This window comes from Sinomonas sp. B1-1, from assembly GCF_050474465.1.
GTDB lineage: Bacteria > Actinomycetota > Actinomycetes > Actinomycetales > Micrococcaceae > Sinomonas > Sinomonas flava.
Genome location: NZ_JBCHVF010000016.1, coordinates 37,684 through 52,580 on the forward strand (window position 1 = coordinate 37,684; position 14,897 = coordinate 52,580).

General features: G+C 70.6%; 16 protein-coding genes and 1 riboswitch. Of the genes, 2 read left to right on the forward strand and 14 right to left on the reverse strand.

All coding sequences use genetic code 11. The annotated features are described in order from the left end of the window. Nucleotides 1-126 precede the first annotated feature (126 nt). The 8 genes from arfB to ACQ5BE_RS17800 form a co-directional block, all read right to left on the reverse strand. The gene (gene arfB / locus ACQ5BE_RS17765; protein WP_430298297.1) at nt 127-582 is read right to left on the reverse strand and encodes an alternative ribosome rescue aminoacyl-tRNA hydrolase ArfB; all 456 of its coding nucleotides are present in this window, start codon (nt 580-582) and stop codon (nt 127-129) included. Between the two features lie 185 nt (nt 583-767). Further along, complete coding sequence (locus tag ACQ5BE_RS17770) at nt 768-1,220, reverse strand: SRPBCC family protein (protein WP_430298298.1); 453 nt, start codon at nt 1,218-1,220, stop codon at nt 768-770. Between the two features lie 7 nt (nt 1,221-1,227). Further along, nucleotides 1,228-2,433, reverse strand: coding sequence for a globin domain-containing protein (locus ACQ5BE_RS17775; protein WP_430298299.1), 1,206 nt, complete (start codon nt 2,431-2,433; stop codon nt 1,228-1,230). 75 nt (nt 2,434-2,508) lie between these two features. Beyond that, nucleotides 2,509-3,009 (reverse strand): DivIVA domain-containing protein, encoded by a 501-nt coding sequence (locus tag ACQ5BE_RS17780; RefSeq protein ID WP_430298300.1) that lies wholly within the window; start codon nt 3,007-3,009, stop codon nt 2,509-2,511. Beyond that, nucleotides 3,006-4,172, reverse strand: a complete 1,167-nt coding sequence (locus ACQ5BE_RS17785; RefSeq protein WP_430298301.1) for a globin domain-containing protein — start codon at nt 4,170-4,172, stop codon at nt 3,006-3,008. Before ACQ5BE_RS17785 ends, ACQ5BE_RS17780 begins: the two co-directional genes overlap by 4 nt. A 199-nt stretch (nt 4,173-4,371) precedes the next feature. Beyond that, nucleotides 4,372-5,592: an O-succinylhomoserine sulfhydrylase gene (locus ACQ5BE_RS17790; protein ID WP_430298302.1), complete on the reverse strand. Its 1,221-nt coding sequence runs from the start codon at nt 5,590-5,592 to the stop codon at nt 4,372-4,374. Nucleotides 5,593-5,600: 8 nt separating this feature from the next. Continuing rightward, nucleotides 5,601-6,011, reverse strand: coding sequence for a rhodanese-like domain-containing protein (locus ACQ5BE_RS17795; RefSeq protein WP_208710421.1), 411 nt, complete (start codon nt 6,009-6,011; stop codon nt 5,601-5,603). Beyond that, nucleotides 6,008-6,316 (reverse strand): DUF1737 domain-containing protein, encoded by a 309-nt coding sequence (locus ACQ5BE_RS17800; RefSeq protein ID WP_430298303.1) that lies wholly within the window; start codon nt 6,314-6,316, stop codon nt 6,008-6,010. Before ACQ5BE_RS17800 ends, ACQ5BE_RS17795 begins: the two co-directional genes overlap by 4 nt. A gap of 7 nt (nt 6,317-6,323) precedes the next feature. Further along, a riboswitch (SAM riboswitch) is annotated at nt 6,324-6,432 on the reverse strand. A gap of 141 nt (nt 6,433-6,573) precedes the next feature. On the opposite strand from ACQ5BE_RS17800, the gene ACQ5BE_RS17805 reads away from it, so the two are divergent. Then, nucleotides 6,574-7,836 carry an NAD(P)/FAD-dependent oxidoreductase gene (locus ACQ5BE_RS17805; protein ID WP_430298304.1) on the forward strand — a complete coding sequence of 421 codons (1,263 nt, stop codon included), beginning with the start codon at nt 6,574-6,576 and terminating at the stop codon, nt 7,834-7,836. 83 nt (nt 7,837-7,919) lie between these two features. Here ACQ5BE_RS17805 and ACQ5BE_RS17810 read toward each other — a convergent pair whose 3' ends face one another. The 6 genes from ACQ5BE_RS17810 to ACQ5BE_RS17835 form a co-directional block, all read right to left on the reverse strand. Further along, nucleotides 7,920-8,420: an SRPBCC family protein gene (locus ACQ5BE_RS17810; RefSeq protein WP_430298305.1), complete on the reverse strand. Its 501-nt coding sequence runs from the start codon at nt 8,418-8,420 to the stop codon at nt 7,920-7,922. Nucleotides 8,421-8,422: 2 nt separating this feature from the next. Next, nucleotides 8,423-8,797, reverse strand: a complete 375-nt coding sequence (locus ACQ5BE_RS17815; protein ID WP_208710417.1) for an ArsR/SmtB family transcription factor — start codon at nt 8,795-8,797, stop codon at nt 8,423-8,425. A 167-nt stretch (nt 8,798-8,964) separates the two neighbouring features. Beyond that, on the reverse strand, nt 8,965-9,945 hold the full coding sequence (locus ACQ5BE_RS17820) for an acyl-CoA thioesterase (RefSeq protein ID WP_430298306.1): 981 nt from the start codon (nt 9,943-9,945) through the stop codon (nt 8,965-8,967). Between the two features lie 3 nt (nt 9,946-9,948). Continuing rightward, on the reverse strand, nt 9,949-11,169 hold the full coding sequence (locus tag ACQ5BE_RS17825) for a cobalamin-independent methionine synthase II family protein (protein ID WP_430298307.1): 1,221 nt from the start codon (nt 11,167-11,169) through the stop codon (nt 9,949-9,951). 148 nt (nt 11,170-11,317) lie between these two features. Beyond that, nucleotides 11,318-11,626: a hypothetical protein gene (locus tag ACQ5BE_RS17830; protein ID WP_430298308.1), complete on the reverse strand. Its 309-nt coding sequence runs from the start codon at nt 11,624-11,626 to the stop codon at nt 11,318-11,320. 199 nt (nt 11,627-11,825) lie between these two features. Next, nucleotides 11,826-13,031, reverse strand: a complete 1,206-nt coding sequence (locus ACQ5BE_RS17835; protein ID WP_430298309.1) for an acyl-CoA dehydrogenase family protein — start codon at nt 13,029-13,031, stop codon at nt 11,826-11,828. Between the two features lie 112 nt (nt 13,032-13,143). On the opposite strand from ACQ5BE_RS17835, the gene ACQ5BE_RS17840 reads away from it, so the two are divergent. Continuing rightward, nucleotides 13,144-14,883, forward strand: a complete 1,740-nt coding sequence (locus ACQ5BE_RS17840; RefSeq protein ID WP_430298310.1) for an AMP-binding protein — start codon at nt 13,144-13,146, stop codon at nt 14,881-14,883. Nucleotides 14,884-14,897 lie beyond the last annotated feature (14 nt).

A 14,897-nucleotide genomic window follows, 5' to 3' on the forward strand; every position in this document is an offset into this window, starting at 1 on the left:
ATTTGACGAGACGTGACCCACGTCAAGTCGCCTATGGATCTGGCGGACTTCTGAGGGGTTGCGGGGTTGAGGGGTCATGTCCCCATCACGTCTCAAGGACGGGCGCCGTCGAGGCCGAGTCGGCGCTCAGTCTGCCCGCGGAGCGCGTCGGCCCGACTTGATCTCGCTGCGGCGCCGCTTGGCGTCGAGCCGGCGGCTCTGGGAGCCGCGGGTCGGGCGAGTCGGCCGGCGCGGGGGTCCTGGAGGGGCGAGGGCCTCATCCAGCAGATCGACCAGCCGGTCCCGGGCAGCCTCCCTGTTGCGCAGCTGCGAGCGTTCCCCGGAGGCCACGATGCGGAGGCGCCCTCCGACGAGCCGGTTGGCGAGCGCCTTGAGGATCCGCTCGCGTTGGACGGGGGAGAAGGCGGTGCTCGCACCGGGATCGAAGAGCAGCTCGACACGGCTGTCCGTGGTGTTGACACCCTGGCCGCCGGGGCCGCTCGATCGGCTGAATCGCTCGACGATCTCGGCCCCGCGGATCACGACGCCGCGCGGCGCGCCGGGCGAGGGCGGCAGCCGCAGGTCCCGGGGAGACGTATTCACCTCCCCATTCTCCCGCCGCGCGGTGAGCTGGCCATCCTCACCGCCCCGGGTCTCCACAGCGTCCCGTCCTGCTCGCATCGAGGGCTGCAGGCCGCCCCCACACCGCGGGTCGCATCCGGAAACGCCGGTGCGGACCTCCAATGCGAGCAGGAGGGGACGGAAGCGCGGTGGACTGCGGCGCCGGCTCAGCCGCGCAGGAGGCGCCGCAGCACCGTGCGGTACCCGAGCCTCGCGCCGAAGGCCACTGCGGCGAGCAGGGGGCCGCCCAGCCGGCCCACGCCGAAGTCCTGCTGCCAGCGCACGGCCGCGCCGCCGTCGTGCGCGGAGACCGTCAGCTCGATCGCGCCGCGCACGAGCTTCCCGCCCTTGACGATGCGGGCGTGCCCGGGCCGGGCGCCTGCCGGCGGCTCGACCGACTCGAAGGTCATGACGTCGTCGAACCCGTACCGCCCGACCATCGTGCAGGCCACGAAGCGGTGGCCCGGCCGCAGCTCGGCCGCGGACACCATGCCCTCGGTGACGCGCGTGAACGGGACGAGCCGGTCGTGGGCACGCAGGTCGAGCACCCGCGCCCACGCCTCTGAGGGCGGACAAGGCGCCTCGAGAAAGATCTCGAAGCGCCTCAGCCGGGATGCCATGGGGGGACTACTCCTCGGTGTCGGCCTGCCACAGGTCCGGGCCGAAGACCTCGTACTGGATCTTCCGCGCCGGGACCCCGAGGCCGAGCAGGCGCTCGCGGACCGCCTGCATGAACGGGAGCGGACCGCAGAGGTAGTACGTGGCGTCCTGGGGAAGGTCCACGGCCGTGACGTCCATGAACCCCTGGTGCTCGTTCGGGCCCAGCTCCCCGCCGGGCTGCTCGAACCAGGAGTGCAGCGTGGCGTTGGGCAGGCTCGCGAGGTCCTGGGTGATCTGCTCGCGGAGCACGAAGCTCTCGGGGGAGGTGCCGGCGTGGAGGAAGAGGACCTCGCGCTGGGAGCCCTGCGCGGCGAGGTGGTTGAGCATGCCCGCGTACGGGGTCACGCCGATCCCGGCGCTGGCGAAGACGAGCGGGCCGTCGCCACCGGTCAGGACCACGTCGCCGAACGGCGCCGAGAGCGTGACCTCGTCCCCGACCTTGAGCGAGTCGTGCACGAGGGTCGAGACCTCGCCCTCGGGCTTGCCGGCATCGTGGACGCGCTTGACGGCGAAGGTGCGGTGGTGGCCGTCGTCGGTCCGCGTGAGGCTGTACTGGCGCGGCTGGTGCAGGCCGTCCTTGGTGGGCATCTGCAGGGTCACGTACTGGCCCGGCTGGGACGGGTACACGTCGCGTTCGTCGGTGCGCTCGACCACGATGGAGACCACGTCGTCGGTCTCGTGCCGCTTCTCGACGACGCGCCACGTGCGCCAGATGTTCTCCGGCTTGCCGCCGAAGTCGGCGTACAGGCCGCGCTCGAGGTTGATGAGCGTGTTGGCCATGATCCAGTAGACCTCGTCCCACGCGGCGGCGACCTCGGGGGTCACCGCCTCGCCGAGCACGTCGCCGATGGCCCAGAAGAGGTTCTCGTGGACGATCTGGTACTGCTCGGGGGCGATGGCCAGCGCGGCGTGCTTGTGGCTGATCCGGGACAGGAGGTGCTCGGGGACCGAGTCGGGGTTCTTGAGGAGCATCGTCGCGAACGCCGCGATCGAGCCTGCGAGGGCCTGCTGCTGGTGCCCGTCCGCCTGGTTGCCGCGGTTGAAGACGCCGTCGAACAGCTCGGGATGCGCCGCGAACATGTGCTCGTAGAAGCGCTGGGCGATGGTCGTGATGTTCTCCCCGACAACCGGGAGGGTCGCCTCGATGACCGGCACTGAGGTGGATGACAGCATTGGCACTACTCCTTCACGAACGGACGACGGCGGGTGGCTGGCTTGGCCCGTCGGGCTGGGGTGGGAGGGGGCCGGCTACTGGCCCGACTTGGGGACGTCGCCGAGCTTGTCGACCTGCTCCGCGAGCGCGTCGATGACGGCGCGCAGCTGGACCTGGGCGACCTTGGTGTAGGTGCGCACGTACTCGATCTCGTCGATGGGCGTGGTGTAGGCGGGGGCGGCCTGGGTGGTCGCGACGGCCTGGCCCTCGGTGCGGCTCACCGCGGCGTTCTCGGCGCGGCGCAGGATCTCGCTGTACTGCGTCCGGGCGCTCGCGACGAGGTCCTTCGAGTACTGCTCGGCCTCCGCGACGAACTTCTCCGCGAGCACCTGCGCCTGGCTGATGATCTTCACCATCTCGTCCTGCGCGTTGGCGCCGCGCGCCTCGAGCTGGACGCGGTCGGCGTCCATCTGGTCGGCGACGGCCGCCAGGAAGTGGTGCACGGCTCCGGGTTCGTAGCCATGGCCGACCTGTTCGAACGTGGCGTTGCGGACGTCGGAGGGGCTGATCCGGCCGCCGTGGATGGAGGTGCTCATCGGGTCCCTTCTAGCTGGTCTTCTCCGGTGGGGGACGAGTTGTCCTCGACCCCGGTGTAGTCCTCATAGCGGATGTCGTCGCGCGGCACGCCCGCGGCGACCAGTTCGCTGACGGTGTGGCGCACCATCGGCGTCGAACCGCACACGAGGGCCAGTCGCCCCACCGACGAGCCGTGTGCGGCTGCGGCACTGCCGACGTACCCGGTCAGACCGGGGAACGTCGGGTCGTCCGAGACCACTGGGTGGAATGAGAACCACGGTTCTCGGGCCGCAAGGTCCGCGAGCCTGGACTGGTCGTACAGGTTCCAGGGGACGCGGGCGCCGTGGAAGAGGTCCACGCGCGGGCCGAAGCCTGTGTCGCGCCACTGCGCGGCGACGCGGTCGAGGACGGCGGAGAGGGGCGCGAGCCCCGTTCCCCCGCCGATCAGGAGCAGGTCGCGGTGGCCGTCGACAGCGAGCTGGTCGCCGATCGGGATGCCGACGCGGATCGTGTCTCCGGGGCTGGTCCTGCGGACGGCGGCCGTGCTGAACAGGCCGCCGGGGATGAGCTGGACATGGAACTGCACGATCCCGTCCGGCCGGGGCGCGTTGGCGGGGCTGAGGTACCGCCAGGTCCGCGGCAGCGCGGGGACCTCGACGGCGACGGCCTGGCCCGGCATGAACGTGAAGTCCTGCGGCATGCGGACATCGAGCACCGCGACATCGAGGCTGCGCCGGTCCACGGAGAGGACTTCGCCCTCCCACCAGGGCGGGGTCTCGTCCGCGGAGTCCTCGGCGGCCATGACCATGACCTTGGCGATGAGCCCGTAGGCCTCGGACCAGCTCCGTGCCACCTCCTCCGTCCACTCGGGGCCGAGGAACTTCTGGAGCGTGGCGAGGAACGAGGCCCCGACCATCGAGTAGTGCTCGGGGGCCACCGAGAAGCGGCGGTGGTCGCGTCCGAGCTGGCCGATGAACCCGTCCACCTCGTTGAGGCGGTCAGCATGGCTGATGATGTGCCCGAGGGCTGCGAAGAGCTTGTCCCGCTGCGCGCCCATCGCGACGGGGAACATCTCCCGGACCTCGGGGTGGGTCGCGAACAGGTGCGAGTAGAAGTACAGCGGAACGTCGTCCCCGAGCGAGGCCGCCATCGACCATGTCCGCTTCAGCGCGCTCGAGTCCACGCGGCCGTCCCTTCTGCGCCTAGCGCGCACGTCTGCCCCGGGGGGCTGTCTCTTGCGTCTGCCACCCCCCTGGCAGGTACCGCCTGAAGCAACCTACTATGCATGGCGCGTGTGGTTCCACTCGAAACATGGCGGCCGTTCTGTCAAGCCCGGCCCGCAGCTGGCGTGCCCGACGACGCGCGGCGCTGCTCGGCGCCGTTCAGCGGGCGGCCGCGCGCAGGGCCTGCCCGAGGTCCCCGATGAGGTCCCCGACGTCCTCGAGCCCCACCGAGAGCCGCACCACGCCGTCGCTCAGCCCGATCGCGGCGCGGCCCTCGGGGCCCATGGCCCGGTGCGTCGTCGTGGCAGGGTGCGTGATGAGGGACTTGGCGTCCCCGAGGTTGTTGGAGATGTCGATGACGCTGAGCGCGTTGAGGAAGCGGAACGCGGCCTCCTTGCCCTGGCCCTCGGGGGCGCCGAGCTCGAAGGTGATCACGGAGCCGCCGGCCCTCATCTGCTTGCGGGCGAGCTCGTACTGCGGGTGCGAGCGCAAGTGCGGGTACTTGACCCAGCTGATGTCCGACTGCGCCTCGAGCCATTCCGCGATCGCGAGGGCGTTGGCGGAGGAGTGCCGCACCCGCAGCCCCATCGTCTCGAGGCCCTTGGTGAGCACCCAGGCGTTGAAGGCCGACAGGGCCGGCCCGGTGTGCCGCATGAGGTGCCTGACGGGGCCGTCGATGAACTCCTTCGTGCCGAGGACGGCGCCGCCGAGCACGCGCCCCTGTCCGTCGATGTGCTTCGTCCCGGAGTACACGATGACGTCGGCGCCGAAGTCCAGACTGCGCTGGAGCAGGGGCGTGGCGAAGACGTTGTCGACGACGACCTTGGCTCCCGCTGCATGCGCGAGGTCGGCCACGGCCTGGATGTCCACGATCTCCTGCATCGGGTTCGAGGGCGACTCGAAGAACACGGCCGTGGTGGGCACCGAGAGGGCCTCGCGCCACTGGTCCAGGTCAGGGCCGTCCACGAACACGGCCTCGACGCCCCAGCGGGGCAGGATCTCGTTGAGGATCACGAAGCACGAGCCGAACAGGCTCCTGGCCGCCACCACGCGGTCTCCCGCGCCGAGCAGGGCGCCCAGGGCCGTGAACACCGCCGACATGCCGGAGGCGGTCGCGAAGCATGCCTCGGTGCCTTCGAGGAGGCGCAGGCGCTCCTGGAAGGTGGCGACGGAGGGGTTCCCGTAGCGGGAGTAGACGAAGCGCTCGTCCTCGCCGGTGAAGGCCCGCTCGGCGGCCTCCGCCGAGTCGTAGACGAAGCCCGAGTTCAGGAAGACGGCCTCGGAGGTTTCCTGGAAGTTGGTGCGGAGGAGCCCGCCGCGCACGGCCTGGGTGTCTTCGCTCCAACCGACCGATAGATTGTGGTTGGTGTCAAACGTCACGAAAGTACTTAGTCCTGTCCCAGATTGGTCGGCAGCCCGCGGTTCTTCCACCCGTTCACGGTGCGGTGGCCGTCGGGGCCCGGGTGTCCCTCGAAGCCTTCGAGGATGTTGTAGGCCGTGAAGCCGAGGTTGGCGGCCACCTCCGCGGCGGCGACGGAGCGGTTGCCCGAACGGCACAGGAACACGAGCTCGGTGCTGCCCGGCTCAGGGGCCTGGAGCGTCAGCTCCATCACGAAGTCCGGGTTGGGGATGCCTCCGGCGAAGACCCAGGGGATGAAGAGCGGGTCGTTCTCGGTGGCCTTGGTGTCGGGGATCCCGATGTGGGCCCACTCTTCCTCGGTGCGGACGTCCACCAGGACGGCGCCGTCCTTGAGCTTCTCCCACGCCTCGAGCGGGTCGATGTCGCCCGCGTAGCTCACGCGTGGCCCTCGCCCTCGTACTCGAGCCCCTCGACGGCGGAGGCCACGGCGGCGTCCGCTCGGGCCACGGCATGCGGGAGGATCACGGCCTGCGCCACGATCACCTCGGAGCCGTTGAAGGTCGCGGCCGGGCTGCCGTGCAGTACGTACCCGTCCGCGAGAGCCTGGGAGATGCGGGCGCAGAACTCGCGCGTGTCCGGGCCCGTGAGGAGGCGGTAGGCGAGCTTCGCCTCGGCGGCCCCGGAAGGAGCCGCGGGATCGTTCAGCGGTGTGGTCTCAGCCGGCTCTGTCACGGTCTCGGACATGGGGCTCCTTCGGGCTTTGCTCTCGATCAACGAACGCCGAGTACTCACCTGAGGCACCCCGCCGAACGGAGGGTTGCCGGCCAGCTAGTCAGGGCTTCCCACTGGCGCTCATTACTCTGCGTTGAACGTAGCACGCGGGCATGGGGCCAGCCATGGCCCGGCGGTAACGATTGGCAACATGCCACGGGCGGCGCCACGGGGGTCAGCTTGCTGCCCGCAGCGGTTCAGATCGCCTCCGAGCGGGTAATGTGCGCCCCGTGGACGAGAACTACGAAGTCATCGTGGTCGGCGGAGGGTTCGCGGGCGTCGCAGCCGCGCGCGAGCTCGGGCGCAAGGGCGTGCGGGTCCTCCTGATCGACAAGAACCCCTACCACCAATTCCAGCCCCTGCTCTACCAGGTGGCGACTGTCCAGCTCGGCGTCTCGGAGGTCGCCCGGTCCCTGCGCGACATCTTCCGGAGCCAGCCGAACGTGCGCGTGCTGGTCGCGGAAGTGACCGGCGTCGACCCGGCCGCGAAGCGCGTGACCACCTCGGACGGCAGGACCTACGAGGGCCGCTTCCTGGTCCTGGCCTCCGGCGCCGAGGCCAACTTCTTCAACACCCCGGGCGCCGAGGAGGGGACGTATCCGCTCTACTCGGTTGAGGACGCCGTGGGCCTCGGCAGCTCCTTCTCGAACATCCTCGAGGAGGCCGACCGGGTCGACGACAGCTCGGAGCTGCACTTCGTGGTGATCGGCGGCGGCCCCACCGGCGTCGAGACCGCGGGCGCCATGGCGGAGACCGTGAAGTATGTCCTCCCGGGCTACTTCTCCCAGCGCCTCGCCTCCCGCTGCCGCGTGCACCTCGTGGACATGCTCCCGAACGTGCTCCCCCCGTTCTCCGACAAGTCCAAGGAGTACGCACGACGGCGCCTGTCCGGCATGGGCGTCCAGCTGCACCTCGGCGTGCCGGTCAAGGAGATCACCCCGGACACGGTGGTGCTCAACGACGGTACCGGGATCCCCGCCGACCTGGTGGTCTGGGCCGGCGGCCTCAAGGCCGGGCCGGTCGTGGCGGGCTCGGGCCTACCCCAGGGCCGCGGCGGCAGGATCGACGTCAACGAGGACCTCACCGCCCCAGGGGTCGAGGGGGTGTACGTCCTCGGCGACGCCGCGAACATGACCGATGACAAGGGCAACAAGCTCCCGCAGCTCGGCTCCTGTGCGCTGCAGGCCGGGGGCTGGGCCGCGAAGAACATCCTCGCCGACATCGAGGGCCGCCCGCGCGAGCCGTTCCACTACTCGGACAAGGGCTACATGGCCATGGTGGGCCGCGGCGCCGCGGTCGCCGAGGTCGGTCCCGGTCCGGATCGGAAGGTCCTCGCGGGCCCCCTCGCGTTCCTCGCCTGGCTCGGCGTGCACGTTTTCCTGCTCTCGGGCAGCCTGCAGAAGGTCCGCGCCCTGGCGACCTGGCCCAGCGACTACATCAGCCACCGCCGCTCGTTCGTGGTCCTGAGCCGCCCGGACAAGCCGCGGGCGTAGCAGGGCCCCGGTGTAGCGGGGAACGGGCGCACGACGGCGCCGGGTCGCCTCGGTGACCCGGCGCCGTCGTGCGTGCCGCTGCCTCAGCGCACGGCCTGCGCCTCGGCGAGGATCGCGTCGATCTGGCCCGAGGCCTCCTTCATGCCCTCCTCCATGCCCATCTCGGCCATGCGCTCGAGCTGCTCGAGGGAGCGGAAGGCCGAGACCGTCGTCATGCGCGTCCCGGTGCCTGCCTCCTCGAAGGTGACCGTGAACGTCGCGCTGTCCTCGGGGTCGAGCGGGGAGCCGTCCTCGTTGGCGAAGCCGTCCTCGATCTCGAGCCGGTCGTGCGGGCTGATGGCGAGGAACCGCCACCACCCGTAGGCCTTCTCGCCGTCGGGGCCGGTCATCCAGTAGTGGCAGAGGCCCCCGGGGTGGAACTCGTGGCGGCCGAAGGTCGCCGGCCAGCCGGGAGGGCCCCACCAGCGCTCGAGCTTGCGCGGGTCCTCCCACACGTCCCACACGCGCTCCTTGGCGGCGTCGAACTCGGTGACGAGCGTGAAGGTCAGGTTCTGGGTGTCCTTGCTGCTGCTGACGAAGGTCATGGTCATGTCCCCTGGTCGTGGCCTGTGCGCGGTGGCGTCTCGTCGAGGATCGCCTCGATGCGCCGGATGCGGTCCCGCCACAGCTCCTCGTAGGCGTCGAGGAGGCGGGCCGCCCTGCGGAGCGCCGCGGGGTTGGAGTGCACGATCTGCTCCCTCCCGCGCCGTTCCTTCGTGACGAGCAGTGCCCGTTCGAGCACCGCGACGTGCTTCTGGACCGCCGCGAAGCTCATGGCGTAGTTCTTCGCGAGCTCCGAGACGGACTGCTCCCGCAGCATCGACTGCCGGAGGATGTCCCGGCGGGTCGAGTCTGCGAGGGCGCCGAAGATCCTGTCGATCTCTTCGTCCGTGAGGTCCCGGGGCTTCTGATCTACAACCATTTGGTTGCATGTTAGTCCCTGCGGGGCCGCCCCGGCAAGGCCCGGCCCCATTGCGGGGTCCCGTCCCGTCGCTTGCGGGGTCCCGTCCCTTCGGTTAGCGGGGGACGGGACCCGCAAGCCTGCGGACGGGACCCCGCAAGCCCGCGGACGGGACCCCACAACGGGGGCTAGGCCTCGAGCATGTGGTTCGGGAGGCGTCCGCCGGGGGCCTTGCCGCGGATCGTCAGCAGCTCGCGGGCGTGCGCCCACAGCCGCCGGTCCTCGTCCGAGACCGGCTTCCACGGCGGCACGGGCACGGCGGCGCCGCTCTCGTCCCGGGCCACCATGACGGTGAGGCAGTACGTCGTGAGGTTCAGCTCGTGGCCCCGCGGCGAGCCCGAGCGGACGTGGACCGCGATGTGCATGCCCTTCGTCCCCGTGTACACGAGCCTCGCCTCGACCTCCACGACGTCCCCGATGAGCAGCGGACGGTAGAACCGCACCCCGCCGGAGAACACCGCGACTGTGTCCCGCCCGCAGTACCGTGAGGCGCACACATACGCTGCCTCGTCGATCCACTTCATGACGGTGCCGCCGTGCACCTTGCCGCCCCAGTTCACGTCGGTCGGCGCGGCGAGGAAGCGCAGCACCACCCGCTCCGCCGTGCCGGCGTCCGTGTACTCCTGCTGCTTCATCGACGCGACGATCTCGTCCCGCACCGCGATGCGTGCGACGGCGTGCTCCTCGGCCTCGCGCTCGGCCTCCGTGCGCGGGGCCCACCGCGGGACCTCGACGGGGCGGCCGTCCGGGCCGACGGCGACGAAGATGACCAGGCACTGGCTGCGCATCGTCGGGGTGCCGCCCTTCGGATCGCCCGAGGAGACGACCGTGCGGATGTGCATCGAGGTCCGTCCCGTGTAGACGATCGTGGCCGTGACCTCGACCATGTCGCCCACGTTCACCGGGTCCGCGAAGTGGATGTTGCCCACGTACGCCGTCACGCAGTAGGTCTTCGCCCAGCCGACCGCCGCGGCGTAGGCCGCCTTGTCCACCCACTCGAGCACCGTGCCGGCGTCCACCGAGCCCGAGTGGCCCTTGTCCGTCGGCGCGGCGAGGAAGCGGAGGGTGACCTCGTGCGCGTCAGGCGAGCCGCCGGCGTCGTGCGCCACCGCTTAGCCCCAGAGCCGCTGCGTGGCGAGCTTGGCGCCTTCCGAGAGGGCCTCGAGCTTGGCCCACGCGATCTGCGGGTGGACGCGGCCGCCGAGGCCGCAGTCCGTCGAGGCGATGACGCGCTCGCGGCCCACGATCGAGGCGAAGTTCTCGATGCGGTCCGCGACGAGCTCGGGGTGCTCGACCACGTTGGTGGCGTGCGAGACGACACCCGGCACGATCACCTTGTCCTCGGGGAGGTCGAGGTCGCGCCAGACCTTCCACTCGTGCTCGTGGCGCACGTTGCCCGCCTCGAAGGAGTAGGAGCCGGCGTTGATCGAGAGCATCGTCTGCGCGATGTCCTTGAACGGGATGTCCGTCGTGTGCGGGCCGTGCCACGAGCCCCAGCACAGGTGGAAGCGGATCTGCTCCTGCGGGAGGCCGCGGATCGCGTGATTGAGCGCGTCCACGCGCACCTGGGTGAACTTCAGGTAGTCCTCGACGCTCGGTTCGGGGTTGATCATGTCCCAGTTCTCGGCGATCGAGGGGTCATCGATCTGGACGATGAGGCCGGCGTCGGTGATGGCCTTGTACTCCTCGCGCATCGCGTCGGCACACGCGTAGACGAGCTCCTCCTCGTCCGTGTAGTAATCGTTCAGGAGCCGGCTCGCGGAGCCGGGGGAGAGGGCCGGGAGGAAGCCGGTCTCGTAGCCGTTGGCCGCGAGCGCGGCCTTGAGGTTGGCGACGTCGCGCTGGACGGCCTCCTGCCCGGTGTACGTGATCGGGCCGGTCACGGTGGGCTGCAGGACGGTCTTGCGGCCGGTGAGGATGAACGAGTTCGGGTCGTTGTAGGCCTCGTCGAAGCGGACGCGGTCCCGGCGGTCCTTCATGGTGGTGAGGCGGATGTGGCCGGGCTCCGAGCGGATCTGCTCCGTCATCTGCCAGCGGTCCACGCCGCCCTGGGTGAGGCCGCCGAGCCGGCTGAACGAGTAGTTCCACCACGCGCCGTAGTCCACGGAGTTGGACATGGTGTGGCCGTATTCGCCGTCGTTGGGGAGGGTGACCCCGGCCTCGCGCTGCTTCGCGACGATGTCCTTCACGGACCCGGTGAGGAGTTCCTCGAAGGCCGAGGCGTCCCCCGGGTTCTCGGCCTGGGCGGCGTTCGCGGCGAGGAGCTCGGGGCTGCGCGGGAGCGAGCCAGCGTGCGAGACCTGGATGAAGTCGGTGTTGTGGATGGCGTTCATGGTGCCAGTGTTGTCCACGCACGCGGCCCGGGGCGAGCACCTCCGCCGAGATCGCCCCGTGTGACGCCGAGGTCACCCGGTGTGGCGCCGAGATCGCCCCGTGTGACGCCGAGGTCACCCGGTGTGGCGCCGAGATCACCCCGTGGCGTCAGTCGCGGTCGACGTCCCCGAAGCCCGTGTGCGAGTGGCCCTTGTCGTCGGGGATCCCGCCGGCTCCGCCCGTGGCGAGGCCGCCCGGGTGGGGCCGGACGCGCTTCCGAGGCGCCTCGGGCGCCGACTCGATGGGCCGCAGGGGCTCGCCCGGAGGGGTGTCCGCGAAGCGCCGCGGGTCACGCAGCTCCGTGAAGTCCTGGTTGTGACCGTAGTGGTCGCCCTGGTCGTAGCCCTCGTCCAGGGGAGCGTCGTCGTCGAGTGCGGGGAGTCCGGGTGGCGGTGCGTCGCGGTCGGTGCGTTCCATAGGTGCACGCTAGACGCACGACGACGCCGCGCGCCAGAGCAGTTCGCCCTGCGGGAACGCCGGGGTCCTCTCGCGCGGACCGCGTCAGGGCGGGAAGTCGCGTTGTCGCCCGCAAGTCGCGCTCGGCGGCACTTCTCGTCGACACCGTGACTGCTGGCGGCCGACCCCCGGGGCCTGCGCGGGGGTGACGACCTTCCGGTCAGACGAACGCCGACTTGCCGGTGACCGCCCGCGCGACGATGAGGGAGTTGATCTCGTACGTCCCCTCGTAGGTGTACAGCACCTCGGCATCGCCGAAGAGCTTGGCCATCTCGAAGTCGGTCGTGATCCCGTTGCCGCCCAGCACCGAGCGGCCCAGCGCCACCGAGGAGCGGGCGAGCCGGGTCGTCGTCGCCTTAGCCATCGCCGACTGGACCATCTCGAGCCGCCCGGCTTCCTGGATCCGCGCGACCCCCACCATGAGCGAGAGCGAGGCCTGGGCGTTGCCGAGGATCTCGGACAGCTGCTGCTGGATGAGCTGGAACCCGGCGAGCGGCTTGCCGAACTGGAACCGCTCAAGAGAGTACGCCCGGGCGATGTCGAACGCCGCGAGCTGGATGCCGGCGGCCTGCCAGCCGACCCACGCACGGGAGTCCCGGAGCAGGTCGTTGGCCTGGCAGAACGCCGTGGCCCCGGGGAGCAGATTCGCGTCCGGCACCCTCACCTCGTCCAGCACGATGTCCGCGTTCTGCATGATGCGCAGCCCGATCTTGTTCTCGATCTTCGTGGCGGTGAAGCCCGGGCGGTCGGTCTCCACGATGAAGGCCTTGATCGCGCCGTCGGCCGTGTCCCGGGCCCAGACGAGGGCGAAGTCGGCGATGGTGCCGGCCCCGATCCACCGTTTGGCTCCGCGCAGGACCCAGCCGTCGCCGTCGCGCGTCGCCGACGTGGCGAGTCCGCCCGCGATGTCCGAGCCGTGCTCCGGCTCGGTCAGGGCGAACGCGCCGAGCGAGGTGAAGGACTCGAGGCCGGGCAGCCAGCGCAGCTTCTGCTCCTCGGAGCCGAGCTCGCTGATCATCCCGAGGACCAGCTCGTTGTGGATCCCCACCAGCGCCGACAGCGAGACGTCCGCGCGGGCTACCTCGGCGTACGCGAGGCCCGTGAACAGCCGGGAGGATCCGTCGGTCTGCAGGCGCCCGAGGCCCAGCTCGGCCAGCCGGGGCAGGAGGTCGAACGGGAACTCCTCGCGGTTCCAGAACGCCGGCGTGAGGGGCCGGACGTCGCGCTGGAGGACCGCTCGGATCTCCTCGAGCCGGGCGCGCTCGTCAGCCGGGAGCAGGTCGAGCACGTGCATGAGGTCGGCGTCCGGGAACGGCGGTCCCGGCTGCGCGGCCTCGGGTCGGAGCAAGCCTGATGCCTGGAGCATGTGACCTCTTCGTCGTGGGCGGTTCGTTGGCGTGAGCGTGTCCCTGTTCAAACCCTAGGAAGTCCAACTATATTTCATCGTGACGCAGATCACGAGGACGAAAAGGCGGACGATGACAGTCACCGACGACTTCCGGCAGGCCCGCGACCAGCTGCTCACGCTCCGGGAGGACTACGCCCGGGCGCACGCTGAGTTCGCCTGGCCCCGCTTCGACGAGTTCAACTTCGCGCTCGACTGGTTCGACGCCCTCGCCGCGGACCCCGCGCGCGGCAGCCAGCCGGCCCTCGTGATCGTCGAGCAGGACGGCAGCTCCACGCGCCGGACGTTCGCCGAGCTCTCGGCCCGGTCGTCCCAGGTCGCGAACTGGCTGCGGGCGCAGGGGGTGCTGCGCGGCGACCGCATGATCATCATGCTCGGGAACCAGGTGGAGCTCTGGGAGCTCATGCTCGCGGGCATCAAGCTCGGCGTCGTCATGATCCCGACCACCACGCTCATGGGACGGCGCGACCTCGAGGACCGGGTGGAGCGCGGAGGGGCCCACTGGGTCGCCGTCGGGGCGGCGAACGCCTACAAGTTCGACGACGTGCCCGGCGCCTACCGCCTCATCGTCATCGGGGGCACCGTGGGCACGACGGCGGCGGCGGAGCGTCCGCAGGGCGTCCTCGACTATGCGGACTCCGCCACGGCCCCTGCCGCCTTCAGCCCGGACGCGCCGACCAAGGCCGGCGATACCCTCCTGCTGTACTTCACCTCAGGCACCACGAGCCGCGCCAAGCTCGTCGAGCACACCCACGTCTCCTATCCCGTGGGCCACCTCTCGACGATGTACTGGATCGGGCTCGAGCCCGGGGACGTGCATCTCAACGTCGCCTCGCCGGGCTGGGCCAAGCACGCCTGGTCCAACGTGTTCGCCCCGTGGATCGCCGAGGCCACGGTCTTCATCTACAACTACGAGCGCTTCGACGCCTCGGCTCTCATGGAGCAGATGGGGAGGGAAGGGGTCACGAGCTTCTGCGCCCCGCCCACGGTGTGGCGCATGCTCATCCAGTCGGACCTCACCCGGCTCACGGCCCCGCCCCGGAAGGTCGTTTCGGCTGGCGAGCCGCTCAACGCGGAGGTCATCGGGCAGGTCGAGAAGGCCTGGGGAGTGACCATCAGGGACGGCTTCGGGCAGACCGAGACCACCGTCCAGGTCGCCAACACCCCTGGCCAGCCCGTCACCGCCGGTGCGATGGGACGGCCGCTACCGGGCTACGACGTCGTGCTCGTGGACCCCGCGACGGGCCAGGAGGCGGACGACGGCGAGCTGTGCCTGCGCCTCGACCCTCGCCCGGTGGGGCTCATGTCGGGCTACTTCGGCGACCCCGAGAGGACCGCCGACGCGTTCCGGGACGGCTACTACCACACGGGGGACATGGCCTCCCGGGACGCCGACGGCGTCATCACCTATGTGGGCCGCGGCGACGACGTGTTCAAGTCCTCGGACTACCGGCTGTCCCCGTTCGAGCTCGAGAGCGTCCTCATCGAGCACCCCGCAGTGGCGGAGGCCGCCGTCGTGCCTTCTCCCGACCCCGTGCGGCTCTCCGTCCCCAAGGCGTTCGTGGTGCTCGCCGGCGGCTACGAGCCCGGCCCCGAGGTGGCCGAGGAGATCCTCCGGTTCTGCCGGGGCCAGCTCGCGCCCTTCAAGCGCATCCGCCGGATCGAGTTCGCGGACCTGCCCAAGACGATCTCCGGCAAGATCCGCCGCGTGGAGCTGCGGCACAGCGAGGAGGAGCGGCATGCTGCCGCCGTGCCCGCCAGCGGGTACGGCGTGGAGTACTCCGAGGCGGACTTCCCGAATCTGCGAGACTAGCCTCCGCATCGCCA

Excerpts from the sequence above, each read along its gene's own strand:
- ACQ5BE_RS17770 (WP_430298298.1), bottom strand. The coding sequence starts at position 1,220 with ATGGCATCCCGGCTGAGGCGCTTCGAGATCTTTCTCGAGGCGCCTTGT.
- ACQ5BE_RS17775 (WP_430298299.1), bottom strand. The coding sequence starts at position 2,433 with ATGCTGTCATCCACCTCAGTGCCGGTCATCGAGGCGACCCTCCCGGTT.
- ACQ5BE_RS17780 (WP_430298300.1), bottom strand. The coding sequence starts at position 3,009 with ATGAGCACCTCCATCCACGGCGGCCGGATCAGCCCCTCCGACGTCCGC.
- ACQ5BE_RS17800 (WP_430298303.1), bottom strand. The coding sequence starts at position 6,316 with ATGTCCGAGACCGTGACAGAGCCGGCTGAGACCACACCGCTGAACGAT.
- ACQ5BE_RS17810 (WP_430298305.1), bottom strand. The coding sequence starts at position 8,420 with ATGACCTTCGTCAGCAGCAGCAAGGACACCCAGAACCTGACCTTCACG.
- ACQ5BE_RS17815 (WP_208710417.1), bottom strand. The coding sequence starts at position 8,797 with ATGGTTGTAGATCAGAAGCCCCGGGACCTCACGGACGAAGAGATCGAC.
- ACQ5BE_RS17825 (WP_430298307.1), bottom strand. The coding sequence starts at position 11,169 with ATGAACGCCATCCACAACACCGACTTCATCCAGGTCTCGCACGCTGGC.
- ACQ5BE_RS17830 (WP_430298308.1), bottom strand. The coding sequence starts at position 11,626 with ATGGAACGCACCGACCGCGACGCACCGCCACCCGGACTCCCCGCACTC.
- ACQ5BE_RS17835 (WP_430298309.1), bottom strand. The coding sequence starts at position 13,031 with ATGCTCCAGGCATCAGGCTTGCTCCGACCCGAGGCCGCGCAGCCGGGA.
- ACQ5BE_RS17840 (WP_430298310.1), top strand. The coding sequence starts at position 13,144 with ATGACAGTCACCGACGACTTCCGGCAGGCCCGCGACCAGCTGCTCACG.